General features: G+C 69.4%; 18 protein-coding genes. 11 read left to right on the top strand and 7 right to left on the bottom strand.

Annotated elements, in window-relative coordinates; genetic code table 11:
* Position 1: 1 nt before the first annotated feature.
* The 4 genes from BJF87_RS02235 to BJF87_RS02220 form a co-directional block, all read right to left on the bottom strand.
* Positions 2-1,435, bottom strand: coding sequence for a GuaB1 family IMP dehydrogenase-related protein (locus tag BJF87_RS02235; RefSeq protein WP_006360914.1), 1,434 nt, complete (start codon positions 1,433-1,435; stop codon positions 2-4).
* Between the two features lie 16 nt (positions 1,436-1,451).
* Positions 1,452-2,909 (bottom strand): NADP-dependent phosphogluconate dehydrogenase, encoded by a 1,458-nt coding sequence (gene gndA, locus BJF87_RS02230; protein WP_006360915.1) that lies wholly within the window; start codon positions 2,907-2,909, stop codon positions 1,452-1,454.
* Between the two features lie 96 nt (positions 2,910-3,005).
* Positions 3,006-3,956 (bottom strand): M56 family metallopeptidase, encoded by a 951-nt coding sequence (locus BJF87_RS02225; RefSeq protein WP_006360916.1) that lies wholly within the window; start codon positions 3,954-3,956, stop codon positions 3,006-3,008.
* Positions 3,957-4,003: 47 nt separating this feature from the next.
* Positions 4,004-4,402: a BlaI/MecI/CopY family transcriptional regulator gene (locus BJF87_RS02220; RefSeq protein ID WP_006360917.1), complete on the bottom strand. Its 399-nt coding sequence runs from the start codon at positions 4,400-4,402 to the stop codon at positions 4,004-4,006.
* A gap of 320 nt (positions 4,403-4,722) precedes the next feature.
* On the opposite strand from BJF87_RS02220, the gene BJF87_RS02215 reads away from it, so the two are divergent.
* The 7 genes from BJF87_RS02215 (at position 4,723) to BJF87_RS02185 (ending at position 9,943) form a co-directional block, all read left to right on the top strand.
* On the top strand, positions 4,723-5,145 hold the full coding sequence (locus tag BJF87_RS02215; protein WP_006360918.1) for a PaaI family thioesterase: 423 nt from the start codon (positions 4,723-4,725) through the stop codon (positions 5,143-5,145).
* Positions 5,146-5,330: 185 nt separating this feature from the next.
* Positions 5,331-5,633 (top strand): urease subunit gamma, encoded by a 303-nt coding sequence (locus BJF87_RS02210; protein ID WP_006360919.1) that lies wholly within the window; start codon positions 5,331-5,333, stop codon positions 5,631-5,633.
* Between the two features lie 45 nt (positions 5,634-5,678).
* Positions 5,679-6,068 carry an urease subunit beta gene (locus BJF87_RS02205; RefSeq protein WP_006360920.1) on the top strand — a complete coding sequence of 130 codons (390 nt, stop codon included), beginning with the start codon at positions 5,679-5,681 and terminating at the stop codon, positions 6,066-6,068.
* 1 nt (position 6,069) lies between these two features.
* Entirely contained in the window at positions 6,070-7,788 is a 1,719-nt protein-coding gene (locus tag BJF87_RS02200; protein ID WP_042375723.1) for an urease subunit alpha, read from the top strand.
* Positions 7,788-8,462, top strand: a complete 675-nt coding sequence (locus BJF87_RS02195) for an urease accessory protein UreF (RefSeq protein ID WP_035752290.1) — start codon at positions 7,788-7,790, stop codon at positions 8,460-8,462. The genes BJF87_RS02200 and BJF87_RS02195 overlap by 1 nt, the downstream gene beginning before the upstream one ends.
* Positions 8,463-8,510: 48 nt before the next feature.
* Positions 8,511-9,197 carry an urease accessory protein UreG gene (gene ureG / locus BJF87_RS02190; RefSeq protein WP_006360923.1) on the top strand — a complete coding sequence of 229 codons (687 nt, stop codon included), beginning with the start codon at positions 8,511-8,513 and terminating at the stop codon, positions 9,195-9,197.
* Between the two features lie 2 nt (positions 9,198-9,199).
* On the top strand, positions 9,200-9,943 hold the full coding sequence (locus tag BJF87_RS02185) for an urease accessory protein UreD (protein WP_035752291.1): 744 nt from the start codon (positions 9,200-9,202) through the stop codon (positions 9,941-9,943).
* A gap of 36 nt (positions 9,944-9,979) precedes the next feature.
* On the opposite strand, the gene BJF87_RS02180 is transcribed toward BJF87_RS02185, so the two are convergent.
* Entirely contained in the window at positions 9,980-11,503 is a 1,524-nt protein-coding gene (locus tag BJF87_RS02180; RefSeq protein WP_006360925.1) for an NAD(P)/FAD-dependent oxidoreductase, read from the bottom strand.
* 216 nt (positions 11,504-11,719) lie between these two features.
* Complete coding sequence (locus BJF87_RS02175; protein WP_006360926.1) at positions 11,720-12,328, bottom strand: GNAT family N-acetyltransferase; 609 nt, start codon at positions 12,326-12,328, stop codon at positions 11,720-11,722.
* Between the two features lie 166 nt (positions 12,329-12,494).
* On the opposite strand from BJF87_RS02175, the gene BJF87_RS02170 reads away from it, so the two are divergent.
* Genes BJF87_RS02170 through recD form a run of 4 tightly spaced genes read left to right on the top strand, consistent with a single transcriptional unit; the run spans position 12,495 to position 21,732 of the window.
* Entirely contained in the window at positions 12,495-12,971 is a 477-nt protein-coding gene (locus BJF87_RS02170; protein WP_006360927.1) for a thioesterase family protein, read from the top strand.
* 9 nt (positions 12,972-12,980) lie between these two features.
* Positions 12,981-16,415, top strand: a complete 3,435-nt coding sequence (gene recC / locus BJF87_RS02165) for an exodeoxyribonuclease V subunit gamma (protein ID WP_035752294.1) — start codon at positions 12,981-12,983, stop codon at positions 16,413-16,415.
* On the top strand, positions 16,412-19,861 hold the full coding sequence (locus tag BJF87_RS02160) for a UvrD-helicase domain-containing protein (protein WP_006360930.1): 3,450 nt from the start codon (positions 16,412-16,414) through the stop codon (positions 19,859-19,861). Before recC ends, BJF87_RS02160 begins: the two co-directional genes overlap by 4 nt.
* On the top strand, positions 19,858-21,732 hold the full coding sequence (gene recD / locus BJF87_RS02155) for an exodeoxyribonuclease V subunit alpha (protein ID WP_006360931.1): 1,875 nt from the start codon (positions 19,858-19,860) through the stop codon (positions 21,730-21,732). The genes BJF87_RS02160 and recD overlap by 4 nt, the downstream gene beginning before the upstream one ends.
* A gap of 3 nt (positions 21,733-21,735) precedes the next feature.
* On the opposite strand, the gene BJF87_RS02150 is transcribed toward recD, so the two are convergent.
* Positions 21,736-22,491 carry a PIG-L family deacetylase gene (locus BJF87_RS02150; RefSeq protein WP_006360932.1) on the bottom strand — a complete coding sequence of 252 codons (756 nt, stop codon included), beginning with the start codon at positions 22,489-22,491 and terminating at the stop codon, positions 21,736-21,738.
* Between the last annotated feature and the right edge of the window lie 25 nt (positions 22,492-22,516).

Here is a 22,516-nt window from a genome sequence, read left to right as displayed (position 1 = left end):
GTCACCACCCGCCCGGCAGGGGACGCCCTTCGGCGAAACCGGCGGGCGACTGGACTCCGAGGACGACCTTGTCGTGCAGTTCCCGCAGGTTCCTGGCCCCCGTATAGGTTGCGGTGCTGCGAATCCCGGAACAGATGTGGTCGATGAGGTCCTCGACGCCGGGACGATCGGGATCGAGCCGGATCCGGGACGACGAGATGCCCTCCTCGAAGAGACTCTTGCGGGCACGGTCGTACGGGCTGTCGCCGGTCGACCGCGCGGCCACCGCCCGCTTCGACGCCATACCGAAACTCACCTTGTACGGGCCCTGCTCGTCCTCGAGGAGATCGCCGGGTGATTCGTGGGTGCCCGCGAACCACGAGCCCACCATCACGTTCGACGCACCGGCCGCCAGCGCCAGGGCGATGTCGCGCGGATGACGGACACCGCCGTCGGCCCACACCGACGCACCGTGACTCGCTGCGACCCCGGCACATTCGGCCACCGCGGAGAACTGCGGCCGACCCACGCCGGTCATCATCCGGGTGGTGCACATCGCGCCCGGGCCGACGCCGACCTTGATGATCGACGCGCCGGCGGCGATGAGGTCGAGGGTGCCCTCCGCGGAGACCACGTTGCCCGCCGCGATCGGGACACCGAGTCCCGCATCGGCGACCGACTTCAGTGCGGTCAGCATCTTCTCCTGATGCCCGTGCGCGGTGTCCATGACGAGCACATCGGCACCGGCCGCGACGAGCGCGCGGGCCTTGCCGACCACGTCGCCGTTGATCCCGACGGCCGCGGCGATCCGCAGCTTGCCGGACGCGTCGACGTTCGGTTCGTAGATCGCGTGGCGCAGCGCGCCCACGCGGTTCAGGAGACCCGCCAGCTTGCCGTCGGCGTCGACGAGCACGGCGACGCCGAGGTGGAGGTCGCCGAGCGCGTCGAACACCTCGCGGGGCGGGGTGTCGACGGGCAGGGTGACGATGTCGGGGTCGAGGACCTCGCGGACCCGGGCGAAGCGGTCGACGTCGCGGCACCGCTTCTCGGTGACGACACCCACCGGGCGTCCGTCCTCGGCGACGACCGCGACGCCGTGGGATCGCTTGGGGATCAACGCGACCGCATCGGACACCGAATCCGACGGGGTGAGCGTGACCGGGGTGTCGGCCACGAGGTGGCGCGATTTCACGAACGCGATCGACGACGCGACGGCCTCGATGGGAAGATCCTGCGGGAGGACCACGAGTCCGCCGCGGCGCGCGACCGTCTCGGCCATGCGCTTGCCCGCGACCGCCGTCATGTTCGCCACGACGATCGGGATGGTGGTCCCGCTGCCGTCCGAGGTCGACAGGTCGACATCGAATCGCGAACTGACATCAGACCTGTTGGGGACGATGAAGACATCGTCGTAGGTCAGGTCGTGGGTCGGCCGATGGCCTTCGATGAATCGCACCGGTTCTCGCAGGCTCCTATTCGGTCACTTCCGAGCGGTCGCCGCTCCACAGCGTGTGGAAGGTGCCTTCCTTGTCCACGCGCTTGTAGGTGTGGGCGCCGAAGAAGTCGCGCAGGCCCTGGGTGAGGGCGGCCGGCAGGCGCTCGGCGCGCAGGGCGTCGTAGTACGACAGCGACGAGGCGAAGGCCGGCACCGGGATGCCGAGCAGGGTGGCGGTGGCGACGACGCGGCGCCAGCTGTCGATGCCGACCTCGACCGCTTCGCGGAAGTAGGGGGCGAGGAGCAGGCTGGGCAGCTCGGGATCGTCGGCGTAGGCCTCGCGGATGCGGTTGAGGAACTGCGCGCGGATGATGCAGCCGCCGCGCCAGATGGTGGCAAGCGATCCGCGGTCGACGTTCCAACCGTATTCGGCGCTGCCGGCGGCGATCTGGTCGAAGCCCTGGGCGTAGGCGACGACCTTGGAGGCATACAGCGCGGTCTTGATGTCGGCGATGAACTGCGCCTTGTCGGTGGGCGCGTCCCCGAGGTTGCCCGACGACAGGCCGCGGGCGGCGACGCGCTGGTCGGTGGCGCTGGACAGGGCGCGGGCGAAGACGGCCTCGGCGATGCCGGTGGTCGGGATGCCCAGGTCGAGCGCGGACTTCACGGTCCAGCGGCCGGTGCCCTTCTGGCCGGCGGCGTCGACGATGACGTCGACGAGCGGCTTGCCGGTCTCGGCGTCGACCTGGCTGAGCACGTCGGCGGTGATCTCGATGAGGTAGCTCTCGAGTTCGGTCCCGTTCCACTCGCGGAAGACGTCGGCGATCTCGGCGACGGGCATGTCGAGGGCCTTGCGCATCAGGTCGTAGGCCTCGCCGATGAGCTGCATGTCGGCGTACTCGATGCCGTTGTGGACCATCTTGACGAAGTGGCCGCTGCCGTCGGGACCGATGTGGGTGCAGCAGGGTTCGCCGTCGACCTGGGCGGCGATCGACTCGAGCAGCGGGCCGAGTGATTTGTACGACTCGGCGGGTCCGCCGGGCATGATCGAGGGGCCGTTGAGGGCGCCTTCCTCACCACCGGAGATGCCGGCGCCGACGAAGTTCAGTCCACGCGCCGACATCGCCGCCTCGCGGCGGATGGTGTCGGTGTAGAGGGCGTTACCGCCGTCGATGATGATGTCGCCGGGCTCCATCGCGTCGGCGAGCTCGTTGATCACCGCGTCGGTGGCGTCGCCGGCCTTGACCATGATCAGCACGCGGCGCGGGCGCTCGAGTGCGGCGACGAACTCCGCGACCGTCTCGGTGCGGATGAAATTGCCGTCGCTGCCGTGGTTCTCGAGCAGTGCGTCGGTCTTGGCGATGCTGCGGTTGTGCAGCGCGACCGTGTACCCGTTGCGGGCGAAGTTACGCGCGATGTTCGAACCCATGACGGCCAGACCGGTGACGCCGATCTGAGCTTTCCCGGACGGTGACGATGCCTCGACGTTGTTCATGTCCGACAGCCTATTGCCTCACGATCCGATCCGGCGATCTGCCTCACCATTCGGGCCGCGCGCGGAAGGTGTTCAACCGGTCGGGGGTTGGCGGACTCAGAAAGCCGACATCAGGCGGTTGAGCTCGGTGAGCCAGGGGATCGCGACCGCGAGGGTCGGCAGCACCAGGATGACAGCGGCAGTCGCGTAGGCGCCGACCGCGATCCAGTGGGCGGGGCGGTCGTCGCGCAGGCGGTGGACGCGGGTGAGCGTGGTCGGCCCGCCGACCGCCATCGCACCGCGGGGGGCCACCGCGTCGGCGCAGGCGACGAGCGCGCGGCCGAGGGTCGTCGGTGCGGTGGCTCGGACGGCCTGGTCGTCGGCGAGCGCTTCGACGAGCAGTTCGGCGGCGCCGAGAGCGGACCTGGAACGGACGAACCGCGGGAAGGCCTCGTGCAGCGCGATGAAGGCCTCGAGCACGAGGTCGTGTCGGGCCCGTAGATGTGCGCGTTCGTGGGCGATGACGGCGATGAGCTCGTCGCGCGTCAGTCGGTGGACGACACCCTCGCTGACGACGACGCGCTGGCGCAGACCGGGGAGGCAGTAGGCGAGCGGCTGCTCGACGTCGATCATGCGGACGTCGCGGGCGTAGAGGGGGTCATCGGCGTCGGTCCGGTCGCAGCGATCGAGGATGTCGATCAGCTGGCGGTGGGCCTTGCGACGGGCGCGGGTGCGCAGTCCGACGCGGATGGTCGTGTAGAAGAGGCGGGCGCCGACCAGCAGGGTGAGGATGAAGACGCCCACGCAGGTCAGCCACAGGGGGAGGCCGAGGCGGTCGATCTCGCGGAGCGGATGCGTCGTCGGCGTGCCGTCGGCCCCGATCACCAGGAGGTTGGCGGCGATCGCCAGGCCACAGCTGAACGCCGACAACACGGCGGCGAGTGCGATGGCCTGCCACAGCGTCATCGCCGCGCGTGGCGCTCGGATCGGCCACTGCGCCCGAGATAATGCCTCGGGTACGGGTCCGGCGAGCACCAGGCTGACGATGCCGAAGAGCAGGGCGGTCATCCGGTGGGCTTCCTCAGGGGTGGGCTGTTGGGGGTTGTGCCGCGAATCTAACCGGTGTCGCGGGTTCCTCGGGCGGCTTCGAGTTCATCGAGAGCGTGGCGGAGCGCCGCGGCTTCGTCGGCACCGACCCGTCCGACGAACGAGACGAGGGCTGCGTGCCGCGATCCGGGCGCGTCGGCCTCGCTGAGTGCGTCGACCATCAGACTCGCGACCAGGTCCTCGCGGGGGTGGGTGGGGACGTACTTGTGTGCGCGGTCGTCGCGGATCTGTGTCACCAGGTTCTTCTTCGCGAGACGCTGCAGAACGGTCATGACCGTCGTGTAGGCGAGGGATCGATCCTGGGACAGTTCGGCATGCACCTGCCGGACGGTCTTCGGTTCGGAGCCCGCCCACAACGTGTCCATCACCGCGCGCTCGAGGTCGCCTAGCCCATTCATCTTTCGCATTTTACTGCTGTGCCTTCCGTTGTGCGCCCTCGGCTCACGTCTTCATCTGGTTGTCGCGTCCGCGGAGGCGATTTCGCCTTTCACGTGGCCTTACGCCCGAGCCCTTGACACGTTGGTAAGGCTAGCCTACATTAAGTGTCACGTCGGACCGCGCGAGAGTCCTGAGGGCTGCAGAGACCCCCGGTTCACGTCACGGAGGGCCCCGCATCTCATCGAGGTGCGGGGCCTTCCGCTTTCACTGGACAGACAACGCCGGGGCCGGCATCGGTGTTCCCGGGTCGGTATCGCGAACGCCGGACGGCCGTGCCAATGTTGACGCCATGACTGCGAACAGTGCGGACGAGATCCTCCGGAACTCCTTCGGCAAGGGACTCGACGGCGTGCTCGGACTCGAGGTCGTCGAGGCGGGTCCGGATCGGATCGTCGCCACCATGGAGATCACCGAGAGTCACCATCAGCCGTTCGGGATCGTCCACGGCGGCGTCTACTGCGCGATCGGTGAGAGCGTGGCGAGCATGAGCGGATTCATCTGGCTGCAGGAGACCGGCATCGGCGGTCACGCGGTCGGCGTCAACAACAACACCGACTTCCTCAAGTCCGTCAGCGCCGGCACGGTCACCGCGACGTCGACGCCGATCCACCGCGGTCGGCGTCAGCAGCTGTGGGCCGTCGACATGGTTGATCAGGATGGCACGCTGCTCGCCAGGACCCAGGTGCGACTCCAGAACATCGAAGCCCGGTAACCGGTCGGAGCTCGTCTCGCGAATCCCGGTCCGAGCGGTCACGGTCTCACCGCCGGAGTACTGATCTCGCGATCACCGGCGAACCCGGTGGCCGTCGGCGAGCCGAGGCCTCCTCGGCGTGGCAGGATGTCTCCACTGCCATCAACGACGACCACCCGGTCGGCCATCTGCGAGGAGCGAACTCGGTGCGACTGTCGCCGCATGAACAAGAACGGCTGTTGATCTCGTATGCGGCCGAGCTCGCGCGACGGCGGCAGGCGCGCGGCCTGAAGCTCAATCACCCCGAGGCGGTCGCGCTCATCACCGATCATGTTCTGGAGGGGGCCCGCGACGGTAGGTCGGTGGCCGAGCTCATGACCTCCGGTCGTGAGGTGCTCGGACGCGACGACGTGATGGACGGCGTGCCCGAGATGCTGCACGACGTCCAGGTCGAGGCGACGTTCCCGGACGGCACCAAGCTGGTGACCGTCCACGACCCGATCGCCTGAACTCCGCTCCGCCAACCGATCTCCAGCTGTCGAAGAGAGGCCGAGATGTCGGCTACGCCACCCACTGCCACACGCTCCTCGCTCGTCCCGGGCGAGGTGATCCCCGCCGAGGGCACGATCGAGTTGAACGCCGGCGCGGACGTCGTCGAGTTGAGCGTCGTCAACTCCGGTGATCGCCCGGTGCAGGTCGGCAGCCACGTCCACTTCCCTCAGTCCAACGCCGCCCTCGACTTCGATCGCGCGCTCGCGCACGGACGGCGCCTCGACATCCCGGCCGGCACCGCCGTGCGGTTCGAGCCGGGGATCGAGATGACCGTGGGTCTCGTCCCGCTCGGGGGAACCCGTGAGGTGTACGGGATCTCGATGGATCCGCCGGGTGAATGCGGGCCGGTGGGCTCGCCGGCGCGCACGACCGACGCCGACGGGAGCAAGTGACATGGCGACACTCGGACGCGACCGCTACGCGCAGCTCTTCGGTCCGACGACCGGCGACCGGATCCGACTCGCCGACACCGATCTGCTCATCGAGGTCACCGACGACCTCTCGGGCGGACCCGGCCGTGCGGGCGAGGAGGCGGTCTTCGGCGGCGGCAAGGTGATCCGTGAGTCGATGGGCCAGAGCCGGGCGACCCGCGCCGACGGGGCGCCCGACACGATCATCACCGGCGTCGTCATTCTCGATCACTGGGGAATCATCAAGGCGGACCTGGGAATCCGCGGCGGACGCATCGTCGCGATGGGCAAGGCCGGCAACCCCGACACGATGGACGGCATCCACCCCGACCTCGTCATCGGACCGTCGACCGAGATCATCGCCGGCAACGGCAAGATCGTCACCGCCGGCGCCATCGACTGCCACGTGCACTTCATCTGCCCGCAGATCATGGACGAGGCACTCGGCAACGGCATCACGACGCTGATCGGCGGCGGTACCGGTCCGGCCGAGGGCAGCAAGGCGACCACCGTCACGCCGGGCGCCTGGCACCTCGCGTCGATCCTCGCCGCGACCGACCACTGGCCGATGAACATCGCCCTGCTGGGCAAGGGCAACACGGTCAGCGCCGCGGCCATGCACGAGCAGATCCGCGCGGGCGCTTCGGGTTTCAAGTTGCACGAGGACTGGGGGAGCACCCCCGCCGCGATCGACGCGTGCCTGCGGGTCGCCGACGAGACCGGGGTGCAGGTCGCACTCCACTCCGACACCCTGAACGAGGCGGGCTTCGTGGAGAGCACGCTCGGCGCGATCGCCGGCCGCAGCATCCACGCGTACCACACCGAAGGTGCCGGCGGCGGCCACGCGCCCGACATCATCACGGTCGCGGCATATCCCAATGTGCTTCCGTCGTCGACGAATCCGACGCGACCGCACACCGTGAACACCCTCGACGAACACCTCGACATGCTGATGGTGTGCCACCACCTCAACCCGACGGTGCCGGAGGACCTGGCCTTCGCGGAGAGCCGGATCCGGCCGTCGACCATCGCCGCCGAGGACCTGCTCCACGACCTCGGTGCGATCTCGATGATCGGCTCGGACTCGCAGGCGATGGGACGCATCGGCGAGGTGGTCCTGCGCACCTGGCAGACCGCACACGTCATGAAGCGCAAGCGCGGTGCGCTTCCTGGTGACGGTCGCGCCGACAACAACCGGGCCCGGCGGTACATCGCCAAGTACACGATCTGCCCGGCCGTCGCGCACGGCTTCGACGACGAGATCGGGTCAGTCGAGGTCGGCAAGCTGGCCGACCTGGTCCTCTGGGATCCGGCATTCTTCGGCGTCCGGCCCGATCTGGTGATCAAGGGCGGCGCGATCGCGTGGGCCGCGATGGGCGACGCGAACGCGTCGATCCCCACCCCGCAACCGGTCCTGCCTCGCCCGATGTTCGGTGCCGCACCGAAACTGGCGGCCGCGACATCGGTGAGTTTCGTCGCCCCCGGCGCGGACCCCGACCTCGCCGAACGGATCGGCGTCGATCGTCGTCTGGTCCCGGTCGAGAACACCCGAGGCGTCGGCAAGGCCGACATGGTGAACAACGACGCGTGCCCGACGATCGAGGTCGACCCCGACACGTTCACGGTGAAGGTCGACGGCGAGGTGTGGGATGCCGAACCGGTGTCCGAACTCCCGATGGCACAGCGGTATTTCCTGTTCTGATGTCCGACCGTCCGGAACCGCCGCCGTCCTCGCCCGCGCCCGCCCCGTTGGCGATGATGTTGTCGCTGGCCGACTCCCGGCTGCCGGTCGGCGGGCACGTGCACTCCGGTGGTGTCGAGCAGGCGATTGCCGACGGATTCATCCGTACGGCAGCCGATCTCGCCGACTTCCTGTACCGCCGCGTGACGACGAGCGGTCTCGTCGCGGCATCGGTCGCCGCCGCGGTCGCCGACGGCGTGATCGAAGTCGGCGCGGCGCAACGAGAGATGGACGCCCGCACCCCGTCGGCCGCGGCCCGGAAGGCCTCGCTCGCGCAGGGTCGCGGGATGGTCCGGCTCGCGCGCCGGATGTTCCCCGACCACGACTGGTCGGCGCATCGGCCGACGACACATCTGCCGGTGATCAGCGGATCGATCGGCGCGGCGTCGTCGCTGTCCGGATTCCACACCGCACTGGTCCTCGTGTACACGACGATGAGCGGGTCGGCGACCGCCGGCCAGCGCCTGCTCGCCCTGGACCCGGCGGATGTGTCGATCATGATCGCCGATCTCGGCGCCGAATGTGAACGCGTCGCGGCCGAGGCGGCGGTGGGCCTCGCCGAAACGTCGGACCCGGTCCTCGACATCTTCGCCGAACGTCATGAGCGGCAACCGATGCCGCTCTTCATGTCCTGAACAACCCGCAGGTACCTGACTTGTGGGTCCGACCAAGAGGAGTCAACGATGCCCCCGCATCTCATCGACGGGCAGCCCCACAGCCACGACCACGACCGGCCCCGCCGGAAGCGTGAACCCGGTGAGGCGCTGCGCATCGGCGTCGGCGGTCCCGTCGGGTCCGGCAAGACCGCCCTCGTCGCGGCACTCTGCCGCCAGCTGCGCGACGAGCTGTCGGTGGCCGTGCTGACCAACGACATCTACACCACCGAGGATGCGGACTTCCTCCGCCGCAACGCGGTTCTGCCCGACGAGCGGATCACCGCCGTGCAGACCGGCGGATGCCCGCACACCGCGATCCGCGACGACATCACCGCGAACCTCGATGCCATCGACGACCTCGTCGAGGCGAACCCGCCGCTCGACCTCATTCTGGTCGAGTCCGGTGGTGACAACCTCACCGCGACGTTCTCGACGGGCCTCATCGACGTCCAGATCTTCGTGATCGACGTGGCCGGCGGCGACAAGGTCCCGCGCAAGGGCGGTCCGGGCGTCACCTTCTCGGATCTGCTGGTGATCAACAAGACCGATCTCGCCGAGCGCGTCAACGCCGACCTCGGGGTCATGCGTCGCGATGCCGACAAGGTTCGCGAGGGGCGTCCGACGGCGATGATCTCGCTGACCGACGATCCGGCGGCGACCGATGTGCTGGCCTGGGTGCGCGAGCAGCTCGCCGCGCCCGTGACGGCCAGGTAGCGATGCGCACCGACGTCGAGATCGTTGCGACCGCCGACCGCGGTGTGCGGCACCGCGCGACGGGTGGTCTCGCCGTCCGGGTGACCTCACCCGGCCACGCCCAGCTGATCGGCACCGCGGCCACACCGCTGGGTGGTGACGAGATCGTGGTCCGCATTCGCGTGGAGCCCGGAGCGCATCTGAGCGTCGGCAGTGTCGCCGCCACGATCGCCCTGCCCGCACGAGACCACCTGGACTCCCGGGCGAGATGGGAGATCGAGGTGGGTGCGGGTGGCCGCCTGCGCCTCGATCCGCAACCGACCGTGGTCGCCGGCGGCGCGATCCACACCTCGGACATCGTCGCCGCCCTCGATCCGTCCGCGGTCCTCGATCTGTACGAACACGTCCAGATCGGCCGATCCGTGCAGATAGACGGGGCGACCACCACGGATCTCGACCGGATCGAGCGCGACCGCACCGGCGCCTGGACCGGAGGTCTACGGGTGGCGGTCGGCGGAGAGGTGTGGCTGGCACATCGCGTGGCGCTGGGCGCGTCGACACCGGCCGCCGCGATCGGCCATCGTGCGATGAGCAGTGTCTTCCGCTATCCGGACGATCGCGCCGAGGACGTGCACCCGAGCGAGTTCGCGGCCCGCCTACGGCTGGTCGGCGAAGCGACCCTCACCAGTGCGCTCGGCTCGTCGGTGACGGCCACTCGCCGCCTCACCGATGCCCTCGACGCAACAGCGCTGGTCCCCAGCGGATAGGGAACCAGCGCTGTTGCGGGTCTGCCGGTCTTGGCGTCAGCTGGCCGCTTCGGACTGCTTGCCCACAGCGTCCTTGCCTTCTGTCGGTACCGATCCCGAGGCGTCGGTGGCCTTCGAGTCGACCGTTCCGGAGTCGGTCTCGGCGGCCTCGGCATCGGGTCCGCTGCCGTTGCCTTCTGCGGCCTGCTTCTCCAGCGCCGACAACTGTCCGATCGCGGTGCGCGCGTACACCTGCTGTTCGGTGACGGCGAGCTGTGAACGGCCTCGGGTGGTGAAGGCGAAGAACCAGTTGATCAGTGTGTTCAGTCGGTTGCGGAACCCGACGAGGTACACGAGGTGCAGCGCGAGCCAGCCGAGCCACGCGAAGTAGCCCTCGGTCTCGAAGGGCTTCTTGAAGCCCGGGACCGGAACCTGCATCACCGCGGAGTACCGCGAGATGGTGGCCATCGAACCCTTGTCCCAGTAGCTGAACGGCTTGCGCTGGTCCGGCGTCTGGCCCTTCAGCTCGGCCTTGATCGCGTCCGCGGCGTAGCGGCCGCCCTGGATGGCGCCCTGCGCGACACCGGGCACGCCGTCGACGGCCATCATGTCGCCGACGACGAAGACCTCGGGGTGACCCGGGATCGTCAGATCCGGTCCGACCTTCACGCGGCCGGCGCGGTCGAGTTCGACGCCGGACTGTTCGGCGAGCTGCTGGCCGAGCGGGCTGGCCTGCACACCGGCCGACCACACCTTGCACTGCGACTCGATGCGACGGGTGGTGCCGTCCTTCTCCTTGACGACTAAGCCGTCGTAGTCGACGTCGACGACCATCGCGTTGAGCTGGATCTCCACGCCCATCTTCTCCAGGCGGGCTGCGGCCTTGCCGCCGAGCTTCGGCCCGAACGGCGGCAGCACTGCCGGGGCGGCGTCGAGGAGGATGACCCGCGCCTCGGTCGGATCGATGTTGCGGAACGCGCCCTTGAGGGTCTTGTCGCTCATCTCGGCGATCTGGCCGGCGAGCTCGACACCGGTCGGTCCCGCACCGACGACCACGAAGGTGAGCAGCTTGGCGCGCTCGGCGGGGTCGTGGGACAGCTCGGCCTGCTCGAAGGCGCCGAGGATACGGCCGCGCAGTTCGAGGGCGTGGTCGATGGTCTTCATACCCGGCGCGTACTCGGCGAAGTGGTCGTTGCCGAAGTACGACTGATCGGCGCCGGCCGCGACGATCAGGTCGTCGTACGGCGTGACCGTGATGCGCTCGAGGAGTCGCGAGGAGACCGTCTTGGCCTCGAGGTCGATGTCGAAGACGTCGCCCATGAGTACCGAGGTGTTCTTCTGCTTGCGCAGGACGACGCGGGTCGCCGGGGCGATCTCACCCTCGGCGACGATGCCCGTCGCAACCTGGTAGAGCATCGGCTGGAAGAGATGGTGGGTGGTCTTGGCGATCAGCGTCACGTCGACGTCGGCCTTCGCCAGACGCTGGGCGGCGAACAATCCGCCGAAGCCGGAGCCGATGATGACCACTTTCCTGCGGTCGGTGGCCGCTACAGCGGGGGCCTGGACGGCGGGGCTGCTCATCTCCAGACATCTCCTTCTCGCTCGATGGGGGACGGTTTGTGCTTCGGTACCGTGTGGATTCGTGTCGTGACGTGGCCGAACCACGTGACGGGGATCGAGGCAAAACCGTACTTGCCCACAACGGTAGTCAATGATGCGCGACCGGGCGCGACCAGGACGGCGTGGCGCGACGCCCTGAGCGCGGTCACGGCCGTGCGGACGGTGTCGCCACAGGGGTCAGGCTGTCAGATCGCTGGCCGATGACCAGCGCAGAGATCGTCGCTGCCACTCGGTCTTGAGGATCTGGTACTCGACCTCGTACCGGTCGGGACCGAGATGGAGCGGATGCGTGGGCATGCCTGCTCCAACGGTTTCCTCGCCCACGTGGATTCCCGACAGCGTCATGCCGAGTTTCTCCATGACGCGCCGCGAGGGCATGTTGCCCGCGACGGTGCCGGCGAAGACGCGTTCGGTGTCGAGATGGTCGAAGGCGAATGCCATCAGGGCGAATGCGGCCTCGGTGGCCAGGCCGCGTCCCCAGACCGTCCGGCGGATGCGGTAGCTGAGTTCGAGTTCGGGGCGTCGGCTGTGACGCGGAGTACGCAGCGACGCCCAGCCGAGGAATGCGTCGGTGGCGGGATCGCAGAGCACCCAGGTGCCGGTCCCGTACATCCGGCGCTCGGACTCGGCCCGGGGCACCACCCAGTCCTCGATGACCGCCCGGGGGGTCGGGGTGCCGCCGCTGACGAAACGCATGACCTCGGGATCGCTGTCGAGGTGGACGAGGTCGTCGATGTCCATCGCAGACACCGGGCGCAGACGTGCCCGTGCCGTGTCGATGTTCACCCGAGGCCCCTCACTGCCCGACTTGAGCCCGCGAATCGCGCGGACGCACCGTGCGGAGACGCGGGCGGCGACTGCCTGCCTGCGCATCTCTGCCGTTTCCCCGGAGGCGAGTCTACGGTCTCGACACGGTCGGTACCGCAGTACGCAGCGGGCGTGTCCCGCCGTTATGGTTGCTGCCGTGGCCTCTGAACGATCTGCACCGGACTATGTCCTCGAGATCCCCGTCCATCTCCGATGGGGCGACATGGACATCAACAATCACATCAACAACGTGCAGATCTCCCGCCTCTTCGAGGAGGCGCGTGTGCGTTCCTTCCACGAGTGGATTCCCGACGGGCCGCGGAACTTCTCCTTCCTCGTGGCACGCCAGGACATCGAGTTCTCCGCACCCGTCCACTACTCGACCCACCCCGTGACCGTGCGTTCGTGCATCGGGCGGGTCGGTCGATCGTCGTTCACGATGGCGCTGCGCCTGTTCGACAAGGAGGGCGTCCTCTGCGCGACGGCGGAGACGACGCTGGTGGTCGTCGACCCGGCGGTGGGCCGGCCGACGCCGATTCCGGATCAGCTGCGGGAGGTCCTCCTCAACAGCCTGGGCGAACCGGTGAAGTTCCATTCGGCACGCGCGAACACCGCCGGCTGACCGAGCCTGGTGCTGATCCTTCATCGCGCCGAGCGCACCGACACCCTGGCCGACACGTTGGCCGAGGTGCTGGCCACGCCGCTCGACGATCCGATGCGTACCGAGATCATCTCGGTACCGGCGGCCGGTGTCGAACGCTGGCTCGCCCAGCACCTCGCCCGCCGGCTCGGTTCCGGTCCCGAGCTGTCCGACGGCATCGCGGCCAACATCGATTTCACCGGTCCGGGACGGCTGTCGGACGCGATCTCGGCGGCGGTCCTCACCGGTGACCGCTTCGCGACCGACACCCCGTTGTCGACCGGGAATCCCTGGCGCGCTGCGGAATTGACCTGGCCGGTGCTCCGAGTCCTCGATGAACGGATCGATGACCCCGAGCTGACGGTGATCGCCCGTCACGTCGGTGCGGGCGACGACGCGTCACCCCGGATCGGCCGCCGTTACGCGACCGCGCGACATCTGGCCGAGCTCTTCGAGCGATACGGACGATCCCGTCCGTCGATGATCGCCGGCTGGGCGGCGGGCGACGATCTCGACGGGGCGGGTGGGCCGCTGCGGGACGACCTGGCCTGGCAGGCGGGGTTCTGGCGTGCGGTGCGAGCCGAGATCGGACAGCCCCATCCGGCCGAGGTCCTGGGCGAGGTGTGTGACCGTCTACGGTCCGACCCCGGGGTCGCCGACCTTCCCGACCGCTTCTCGGTGTTCGGCCCCACGCGGATCACCGAGTCGTTCCGGAACATCATCTCCGCGGTGAGCGTGCACCACGACGTCCATCTGTTCGTCCCGCACGCGAGTCCCCGTCTGTGGGAAGAACTCCGAGCCGCCGCCGGGGGAGAGTCCGCCGGGGGAGCGGTCGGCGTGAGCGTCCCGCCGCGCCGGCGCGAACGTCCGGTTCCCGAACTCCGGAACCCGTTGCTGGCCGGGCTGTCCCGCGACCTCCAGGAACTCCAGCTGCGGCTGGGCGACGTCGTCGACCGCGACGTCCGTCATCAGCCGAGCACGCCGCTGCCCGACACGTTGCTCGGTGCTCTCCAGTCGGGTATCCGCGACGACGCCGACCCCGGCGCGGCACCGTCTGCCGAACTCACCGACGACGGGTCGGTCGAGGTCCACGCGTGCCACGGTCCCGAACGGCAGATCGAGGTGCTGCGCGACCGGTTGCTGCACCTCTTCGCCGACGACCCGACCCTCGAACCCCGCGACGTCCTGATCATGTGCCCCGACGTCGAGACCTTCGCGCCGTTGATCCGGGGTGCCTTCGGACAGGCCGGGTTGCCGCACCCCGCCTTCGATCTCCGGGTTCGCCTCGCCGATCGCGGTGTGCGTCACGTGAACCCGGTCATCGACACCGTCGTCGGCGTGGTCGAACTCGCGGCCGGCCGGGTCACCGCGGGCGACGTCCTCGATCTGCTCGGGACCGAACCCGTCCGGACGCGGTTCGCGATGACCGACGACGACCTGGACCTGGTCCGGGAATGGTTGGGCCACAGCAATGTCCGCTGGGGACTCGGCACGGCCGAACGTGCCCGGTTCGGTCTCGAACGTTTCCGCCAGGGCACCTTCGACGCCGGTCTCGACCGCATCGCGCTCGGGGTGGTCGCCGAGGAGACCGACGACGAATGGCTCGGCACCGCACTACCTCTCGCGGGTGTGGAGAGCACCGGTATCGACCTGGTCGGCCGGCTCGACGAGTTCCTCGATCGCCTCGGGCGCGTACTCGCGGAGCTGACCACGACCGCACCCGCTCATCGGTGGGCCGAGACGCTCGTCGAGGCGGTCGGGTCGCTCACCGCGACCGCACCCGCCGACGACTGGCAACGCGCACAGGCCATCCGGATGCTCGAGGACGATTTCGGCACCACCGAGGAGGTACTTCGTCTCGCCGACGTGCGCGACCTGCTGTCCGCCCTGATCGCGGGACGTCCCACCCGGTCGAACTTCCGGACCGGTGAGCTCACCGTGTGCACGATGGTCCCGATGCGTTCGGTGCCCCACCGCGTCATCGTGCTGCTCGGTATCGATGCCGAGGTGTTCCCGCGCGTACAGCGCATCGACGGGGACGACGTGCTCGGCGTCGATCCGCTCGTAGGGGAACGTAATCCGCGGGACGAGGACCGGCAATGCTTCCTCGACGCGATCGGCGCGGCGCGGGACAATCTGCTCGTCTTCTACAGCGGTGCCGACCCCGTGTCGGGCCGGCACATCCCACCCGCCGTGGTGGTCAGCGAACTGATCGACATCCTCGACGGTCTCACCGGCCCGGACCGGCCGACGATCGTGCGGCGACATTCCCTGCACGGCTTCGACGCCCGCAACTTCATCGACGGCGGCGTCCCCGGCATCGCCGGACCGTTCAGCCACGACGCGTCATTGCTCGCGGGGGCCAAGGCCCTGCGCGGACCGGCCGACCCGGTCGTTCCCGCCGCCCGGGAGGCCCTCCCCGCGCCCGAACCGACGCCCGAGCTCGCCGACATCGACCTCGCGTCGCTCATCGACTTCCACGTCGACCCGATCACCGCTTTCGTCCGCCAACGGCTGGGCGCCCGGATTCCCGACGACGAGACACCGCACGACGACCAGCTCGACGTCGAGCTCGACCCGCTCGACAAGTGGGGGATCGGCGACCGTTTCCTCACCCGGATGCTGTCGGGTGTGCCCCTCGGCGACTGTGAGGCCGCCGAACTCCGTCGGGGCACGTTGCCGCCCTTCGCCTTCGGCACCCGCGAACTGCAGGCCATCTCGCGTGCGGTCACCCGGCTGCACGGCGTCGTCGCACCGCTGCGTCCGGGATCGCCGGAGACCCTCGACATCCTCGTCACACTGCCGGACGGGCGACGCGTGCACGGTACGGTCGGCGACGTCTTCACCGGCGACGGACAGGCCCGCCTCGTCCGCGCCACGTACTCGCGCCTCAAGGCCAAACAGCAGCTGAGCGCCTGGATCACGTTGCTCGCCGTCGCGGCGGCCGCGACCCAGGGCAATGCCGGCGCGGCACGGGTCGGTTCCGCGGTGTCGGTCGGTCGCGCAGCCCGAGGGGGCGGGACCACCACGCTCACGCTCCGGCGCCCGGAGGATCCGGTACCGCTGCTCGATCAGCTCGTGAGGCTGCGGGACGAGGGTCTGCGCCGCCCGCTGCCGCTGCCGCTGGAACCGGCGTTCACCTTCGTCGACAACGACGGGCCCGGTCGACGGAGCCACTGGGCACTGAACAGTGCGCGCAAGGTCTTCGACGACACCTTCGGTCCTCGCCACGACCGGTACCTCAAGCTCGCCTTCGGCGGCGATGTCCTGGCCGACGTCGAGTTCGACGTCCTGCTCGAGGAGCCGGCACCGACCGACCGCGTCCTCGGCGGGGTGGAACTCGCTCTGGCAGAGGACGAACCGCTGTTCACCGGGCTGGCCCGCGCGGTCTGGGTTCCCGTCGGCCAACACCGGGAGGGCACATGAGACGCCCGGAACCCTTCGACATCACCGCCGGACTGCCGGAGCACACGACGGTTCTGGAGGCGAGTGCCGGGACGGGGAAGACCTATGCGATCGTCGGGCTCGCGGCCCGGTATCTCGCCGACGGCGTACCGATCTCGGAGATGCTGCTCGTCACCTTCAGCCGGGCGGCGACCGCCGAACTCCGGGAACGGATGCGCGCCCGTGTGCGTGAACTGCTCGACGTCCTCGCCGATCCCGCCGAGGTCCTGTCCGGGCCCGCGCAGGCCGACGACGACGCACTGCTGCGACAGCTGGCGAGCGGCACACCGGAGGAGGTCCGCACGCGCCGCGGGAACCTCGCCCGCGCACTGAGCGACTTCGACGCCTCGACGATCGCCACCACGCACACGTTCTGCAACCGGATGCTGGAGGCACTGGGCTTCCTCGGCGAACGAGAGCTCGTCCACTCCATCGTCGAAGAAGTCGATGAACTCACCGAGGAGGTCGCGCTCGACCTCTACCTGCGCGGCTTCTGGGCCAGTGACTCACCGGAGTTCAGCTTCGCCGAGGCACGGGAGATCGCGCGCGACGCCGTCCGCCAGGCGTCGGTGGCACTCGCCCCGGACGAGCGCGCACTCGCCGACGGGCCGGCCGCGGACCATGTCGCCGCGCGCCGGGTGAGCTTCGCCAAGGCGGTCCGGCAGCACGTCGAGACCCGCAAGCGGGATGCCCGCGTGCGCACGTACGACGACCTCCAGGCGATCCTGCACCGGATCGTCAACGACGACGTGGTCGGCGACCGTGCGTGCCAACGGATTCGCGACACCTTCTCCGTGGTGCTCGTCGACGAGTTCCAGGACACCGATCCGCTGCAGTGGGACATCCTCCGCCGCTGTTTCCACGGCCATCGTCGGATGATCCTCGTCGGCGACCCGAAGCAGTCGATCTACGGATTCCGTGGTGCCGAGGTGCTCAGCTACCTCGCCGCGGTGTCGTCCGCCGACACGCTGAAAGCGCTCGACGTCAACCGCCGCTCTGACGGTGCACTCGTGGGAGCCCTTCAGCACCTGTACGGCGAAGCGACACTAGGGCATCCGGACATCGTGGCGCGCCCGGTCCAGGCCGCCTTCGCCGGCAGCCGGCTCGAAGGCCGTCCACCGTTCCGACTCCGGGCGTTCCTGCGCCGGGATTTCGGCGCCCTCAACTCGTTCAACCTCCCGGGCGTCAAGGAGGTGCGGTCACGCATCGCCGCCGACGTCGCCGACGACATCGCCAACGTCCTGGCCGTGGGCGACCATATCGACCTGAACGGTGTGTCCCGGCCGGTCGACCCCGGCGACATCGCGGTCCTCGTGCGCCTCAACAGCACCATCGAACCGCTGCAGCGGGAGCTCGCCGAACGCGGCATCAACTCGGTGATCGGGTCGGGTGTCAACGTCTTCTCGACATCGGCTGCCCAGCAATGGCTGTGGGTGCTGCGTGCCGTCGAACAACCGTCCCGTCCGGACCGGGTGCGCATGGCCGCCCTGACCGCCCTCTTCGGGTGGTCCACCGCACGGGTGGCGACCGCCGCCGAGCCGGAGGTCGCCTCGCTCGGTGCCGAACTGTCCATGCTCGCCCGGGTTTTCGCGCAGGGCGGATTCGCCGCGATGGCCCAGCGCCTGTTCGACGCGCACGAAGTGGCGGCGCGCGTTCTCACGGTCGAGAACGGCGAACGCACCCTCACCGACCTCATCCAGGTGTCGGCGCTGTGCAACAAACACGTCGTCGAGACCGGTGAAGGGCTGAGCGCACTCGTCGAGTGGCTGACCGAACGGATCACCGACACCTCGTCGCGGCAACGTTACGAGGACCAGAGCCGACGCCTCGACCGCGACACCCAGGCCGTCCAGATCATGACCGTCCACGCGAGCAAGGGGTTGCAGTTCCCGATCGTCTACGTGCCCTACGGGTGGGACGGCACCTGGGTCAACGACCGCGGCAACATCACCTACCACGACGAATCGGGAACCCGTCGGCTCGACGTGGGCGGCCAGCAGGCACCGGACCGGGCCGCGCGACGCCGTCGCTACGCCGACGAGGTCGCGGGCGAGGATCTGCGTCTGCTCTACGTCGCGCTCACCCGCGCCCAGTCACAGGTCGTGGCCTGGTGGGCGCCATCGCGGAACACCACGACCGGACCGCTGCATCGGTTGATCTTCGGTCGCGAGAACGCCATTCGGTCCTCGACGGGGGACCCGGAATGGACGGTCGCCGGAGAGGTGCCGATCCCCGAGGCCGATGCCGACTGTGTGGGCATCATGCGCACCCTCGCCGAGCGGGACCCGTCGATCTCCGTCGAACCGGCCGGCCGACTCGACACGGACACCGTGCCTCCGGCCGCAGGCGACGGAGACAACCCCGCCGCCCTGGACATCGCGCACTTCGACCGTCGGATCGACCAGGACTGGCGTCGCACCTCGTACTCGGCCCTCACCGCCGATGTCGCCCACGGGGCGCACGGTTCACCCGGTGGGCCGTCGACCTCGGTCGTCGAGACCGGCAGCGAACCCGACGACGAGGTGACCGACATCCTCGACGACGAACCCGTCGCACTTCCCGGCGACGTCGCCGAGGATGTTGAAACCGATTCGGCCACAATGCGTCACGGGATGCCATCGCTGATGAACGGTCTGCCGTTCGGTGCGGCCTTCGGAACCCTCGTCCACGAGGTTCTCGAATACGTCGACACCTCGGCGCCCGAGATCGACGCCCATGTCCGCGAGCTCTGTTCGCGAGCACTCGGCGCGCTCGCCGGCGACATCGACCCCGACCGGCTCGTCGCCGCCCTGATCGGTGTGCTCACCACGCCCCTCGGTTTCGGGAATCTCTGGAGCATCGACCCTCGTGATCGCCTGGCCGAACTCGATTTCGAACTGCCGCTCGGCCCTGCGGGCGAGGCGGCATCCGACGGCGGCACGACCCTGGACCGTCTCGCCGACCTGATGGAAGAGCATCTGCCGGAGTCGGACCCGTTGCGCGCTTACGCCGACCACCTGCGTGCGGTGCCGGGCCGCCGCCTCCGCGGATTCCTCACCGGCAGTATCGACTCGGTGCTGAGGATCCCCGACGGCCGCTACGTGATCGTCGACTACAAGACCAACCGCATCCGACCGGGTGACCTGGTGGTGGAGGACTTCGACGCCGAGGCCATGGCGGGCGAGATGATCGCTGCCCACTATCCGCTCCAGGCCATGCTGTATTCGGTTGCGCTGCATCGGTATCTGCGCTGGCGGGTGCCGGACTACGAGCCGGCCCGGCATCTCGGACCGGTGCAGTACCACTTCGTGCGCGGCATGGCCGGGCCCGACACCCCGCCCGGCTGCGGTGTCTTCGAGTGGATGCTGCCCGCCGGGCTCGTCGTCGACCTGTCCGACGCACTGGCCGGTGCGGAGTCGAGCGCCGGTACCGGAGGGAAGATCCGATGAGCACACCCGATGTCCAGCGTGTCGACTCGGCGACGGGCACGCTCGCCGACTGGAACGCCGCGGGCCTTCTCGCCGCTGCGGATCTGCACATCACCGACCGCTTGGTCCGGATGTGTGGCGAATCCGTGTCCGACGACGCCCGTCTCGGTGCGGCTCTCGCCGTTCGCGCCGTCCGCCTCGGCTCCACCTGCCTCGCCCTCGACCGGATCGGGGAGCTGGCGGCGGGGGAGGACACCGCGGAGATCGAGATGCCCTCGCCCGGCGACCTTCTCGACGCGTTGGCGGCGAGTCCGCTCGTCGCCGGGAGCGACGCCGGACCGTTGTGCCCGCTGGTGGTTCGCGACTCGGTCGACGGCCCGCTCGTCTACCTGCAGAAGTACTTCCGGCAGGAACAGACGATTCGGGAGATCCTCGACCGGCGGTCTCGGACCGCACCCTCCGTGGACACGGCGGCACTCCGCGAGGCCATCGCGGCGGTCTACTCCTCGCCCGACGACGGCGCCCTCCAGAAGCTTGCCGCCGCGGTCGCGGCGACCCGCTGGACGACGGTCCTCGCCGGTGGTCCGGGAACGGGCAAGACCTACACCGTCGCCCGTATCCTCGCCGTCCTCGACCGTCTCCAGGGACCCGGCCTCCGCATCGGACTCTGCGCACCCACCGGGCGAGCCGCTGCACAGCTCCAGGCCTCCGTCGAGGCCGAATCCACCCTCCCGGTCACCGCCCACGCGGTCACCCTGCACTCTCTGCTCGGCTGGCGCCCCGGTTCGAATCCCCGGTACGGACGCGGGCGCACCCTGCCGCACGACGTCATCGTCGTCGACGAGACGTCGATGCTGTCGATGACGGCCATGAGCCGGCTGCTCGACGCGGTTCGTCCCGACGCACGGGTCGTGTTCGTCGGCGATCCGCACCAGTTGGCCTCGGTGGAGGCGGGCGCCGTACTGGCCGATCTCGTCGAACGAACCGACGTCCCGGCAACCGCCGAAACAGACGGGTCGCCGACGACACCGACGCAGGCGTTCGACGCCGTGGGCCTCGATCCCGCCGCCGAGGATCTCGATCCCGACGACGTGGCACGCATGGCCGACGGCGTCATCACCCTCCGGCGGCAGTTCCGGTTCGGTGGCGGCATCTCGCAGGTCGCGGCCGCCGTCAACGCCGGCGATCCCGATGCGGTCCTGGAACTGGTCACCTCACCGGAGATCGGCGACGTCGAACTGGTCGCCCCCGACGACCTCGACGGGGTGGCCGGCGACATCCTGTCGTGGGGCCGTGGCCTGCGCACCGCGGCTCGCCGGGGCGACGCGGCGGGAGCCCTGGACGCCCTCGACTCTCACCGGGTCCTGTGTGCGCACCGCGAGGGCTCGTGGGGCGTTCGCGGATGGACGACGCGGATCACCGACTGGCTGGGCACAACCGAGGCCGAACACATGGGTTGGTATGTGGGACAACCCATCCTGGTGACGGCGAACGATCGCCAGACCTCGACCTTCAACGGTGACACCGGTGTCGTCATCGCCGGCCCGGACACGGAGCCGCAGCGCGCGAATCGTCCCGACTCGTCGGATGCGGTCCGGGTGGCGTTCCGGCGCGGCGGTGAGGTCCGGTTGCTTCACCCGACCCAGCTCGCCGACGTGGTGTCGGTCCACGCGATGACGATCCACCGCAGTCAGGGCAGCCAGTTCGATCAGGTGACCGTCGTCCTGCCGCCGGCCGGCTCGGAACTGCTGACCCGCGAGCTCCTCTACACCGCGATCACCCGCGCGCGGAGCCGGGTGCGCATCGTCGGCACCGCCGACGTGCTCACCGCGGCCGTCAACCGACGCGTGCAGCGGGCCAGCGGGTTGCGGTCGACGCTCAGCGCGATCTGACCCTCAGATCAGCTCACACCCACCCGGCACCAGGTCGCGGCGCTGGTAGCACTCGACGCTCAGCAGCTTGTGCTGGACGTCGTCGGGCAACGACAGGAATCCGGCGATCGCGCGGCTGCGGTCGACCTCCGACCGGTGTGCGGTGACCCCCGCCTTCTTCCGTGCCGCCAGATCCGACACGTCGACGGTCACGTCGATCTCGGAATCCGGTGTGCCGGGCAGCTGATCGCGGGGGATCTCGGGAAAGAGGCTGGGGGCGAGCAGGTCCATCATCCACTCGGGGATCGTCGCGAAGTACAGCGAGCGGACCCGCCAGGCGGGCCCGGCCCGGTGGTAGAGCTTCGTCGAGGCCGCGGCGTCGGCGGCGGCGCACGCCAGCCGGTGGGCGTGAACGTGGTCGGGGTGACCGTAGATGCCGAGGGCGTCGTAGGTGACGACGATGTCCGGCTGGAGCTCGCGGATGTGGGCGGTCAACGCCCGGACCTGTTCGTCGAAGGACGCCGCGCACAGCCGGGGGGCGTCCGGTGCCGATTCGGGCCGCCGGTCGTCGGCGTAGCCGAGCATGATCGGTGGGCGGGGCATGCCGAGGATGCCGACGGCGTCGGTCAGCTCCCGGTGCCGGACCGTGCCCTCGGCCCAGGTGCACATGACCAGGTCGGCCTCGCCGCCGGCGTCGACGTGACGGGCGGTGAGTCCGCCGGTCCACAGCGACTCGTCGTCGGGGTGTGCATGCACCAGCAGCAGTCGAGGCGTACCCATCCACCTAGCTTCCTGATCGTTCCCC

The sequence above is a fragment of the Gordonia sp. CNJ-863 genome, assembly GCF_001942325.1.
GTDB lineage: Bacteria > Actinomycetota > Actinomycetes > Mycobacteriales > Mycobacteriaceae > Gordonia > Gordonia alkanivorans.
The sequence above is the reverse complement of the archived record's forward strand: the minus strand, read 5'-3'. Positions and strand labels throughout refer to the sequence as shown.

What these genes read in the sequence shown, in the direction of transcription:
- gndA (WP_006360915.1), bottom strand. Translation starts at nt 2,909, where the DNA reads ATGAACAACGTCGAGGCATCGTCACCGTCCGGGAAAGCTCAGATCGGC.
- BJF87_RS02225 (WP_006360916.1), bottom strand. Translation starts at nt 3,956, where the DNA reads ATGACCGCCCTGCTCTTCGGCATCGTCAGCCTGGTGCTCGCCGGACCC.
- BJF87_RS02220 (WP_006360917.1), bottom strand. Translation starts at nt 4,402, where the DNA reads ATGCGAAAGATGAATGGGCTAGGCGACCTCGAGCGCGCGGTGATGGAC.
- BJF87_RS02215 (WP_006360918.1), top strand. Translation starts at nt 4,723, where the DNA reads ATGACTGCGAACAGTGCGGACGAGATCCTCCGGAACTCCTTCGGCAAG.
- BJF87_RS02205 (WP_006360920.1), top strand. Translation starts at nt 5,679, where the DNA reads ATGTCGGCTACGCCACCCACTGCCACACGCTCCTCGCTCGTCCCGGGC.
- BJF87_RS02200 (WP_042375723.1), top strand. Translation starts at nt 6,070, where the DNA reads ATGGCGACACTCGGACGCGACCGCTACGCGCAGCTCTTCGGTCCGACG.
- BJF87_RS02195 (WP_035752290.1), top strand. Translation starts at nt 7,788, where the DNA reads ATGTCCGACCGTCCGGAACCGCCGCCGTCCTCGCCCGCGCCCGCCCCG.
- ureG (WP_006360923.1), top strand. Translation starts at nt 8,511, where the DNA reads ATGCCCCCGCATCTCATCGACGGGCAGCCCCACAGCCACGACCACGAC.
- BJF87_RS02185 (WP_035752291.1), top strand. Translation starts at nt 9,200, where the DNA reads ATGCGCACCGACGTCGAGATCGTTGCGACCGCCGACCGCGGTGTGCGG.
- BJF87_RS02180 (WP_006360925.1), bottom strand. Translation starts at nt 11,503, where the DNA reads ATGAGCAGCCCCGCCGTCCAGGCCCCCGCTGTAGCGGCCACCGACCGC.
- BJF87_RS02170 (WP_006360927.1), top strand. Translation starts at nt 12,495, where the DNA reads ATGGTTGCTGCCGTGGCCTCTGAACGATCTGCACCGGACTATGTCCTC.
- BJF87_RS02160 (WP_006360930.1), top strand. Translation starts at nt 16,412, where the DNA reads ATGAGACGCCCGGAACCCTTCGACATCACCGCCGGACTGCCGGAGCAC.
- recD (WP_006360931.1), top strand. Translation starts at nt 19,858, where the DNA reads ATGAGCACACCCGATGTCCAGCGTGTCGACTCGGCGACGGGCACGCTC.
- BJF87_RS02150 (WP_006360932.1), bottom strand. Translation starts at nt 22,491, where the DNA reads ATGGGTACGCCTCGACTGCTGCTGGTGCATGCACACCCCGACGACGAG.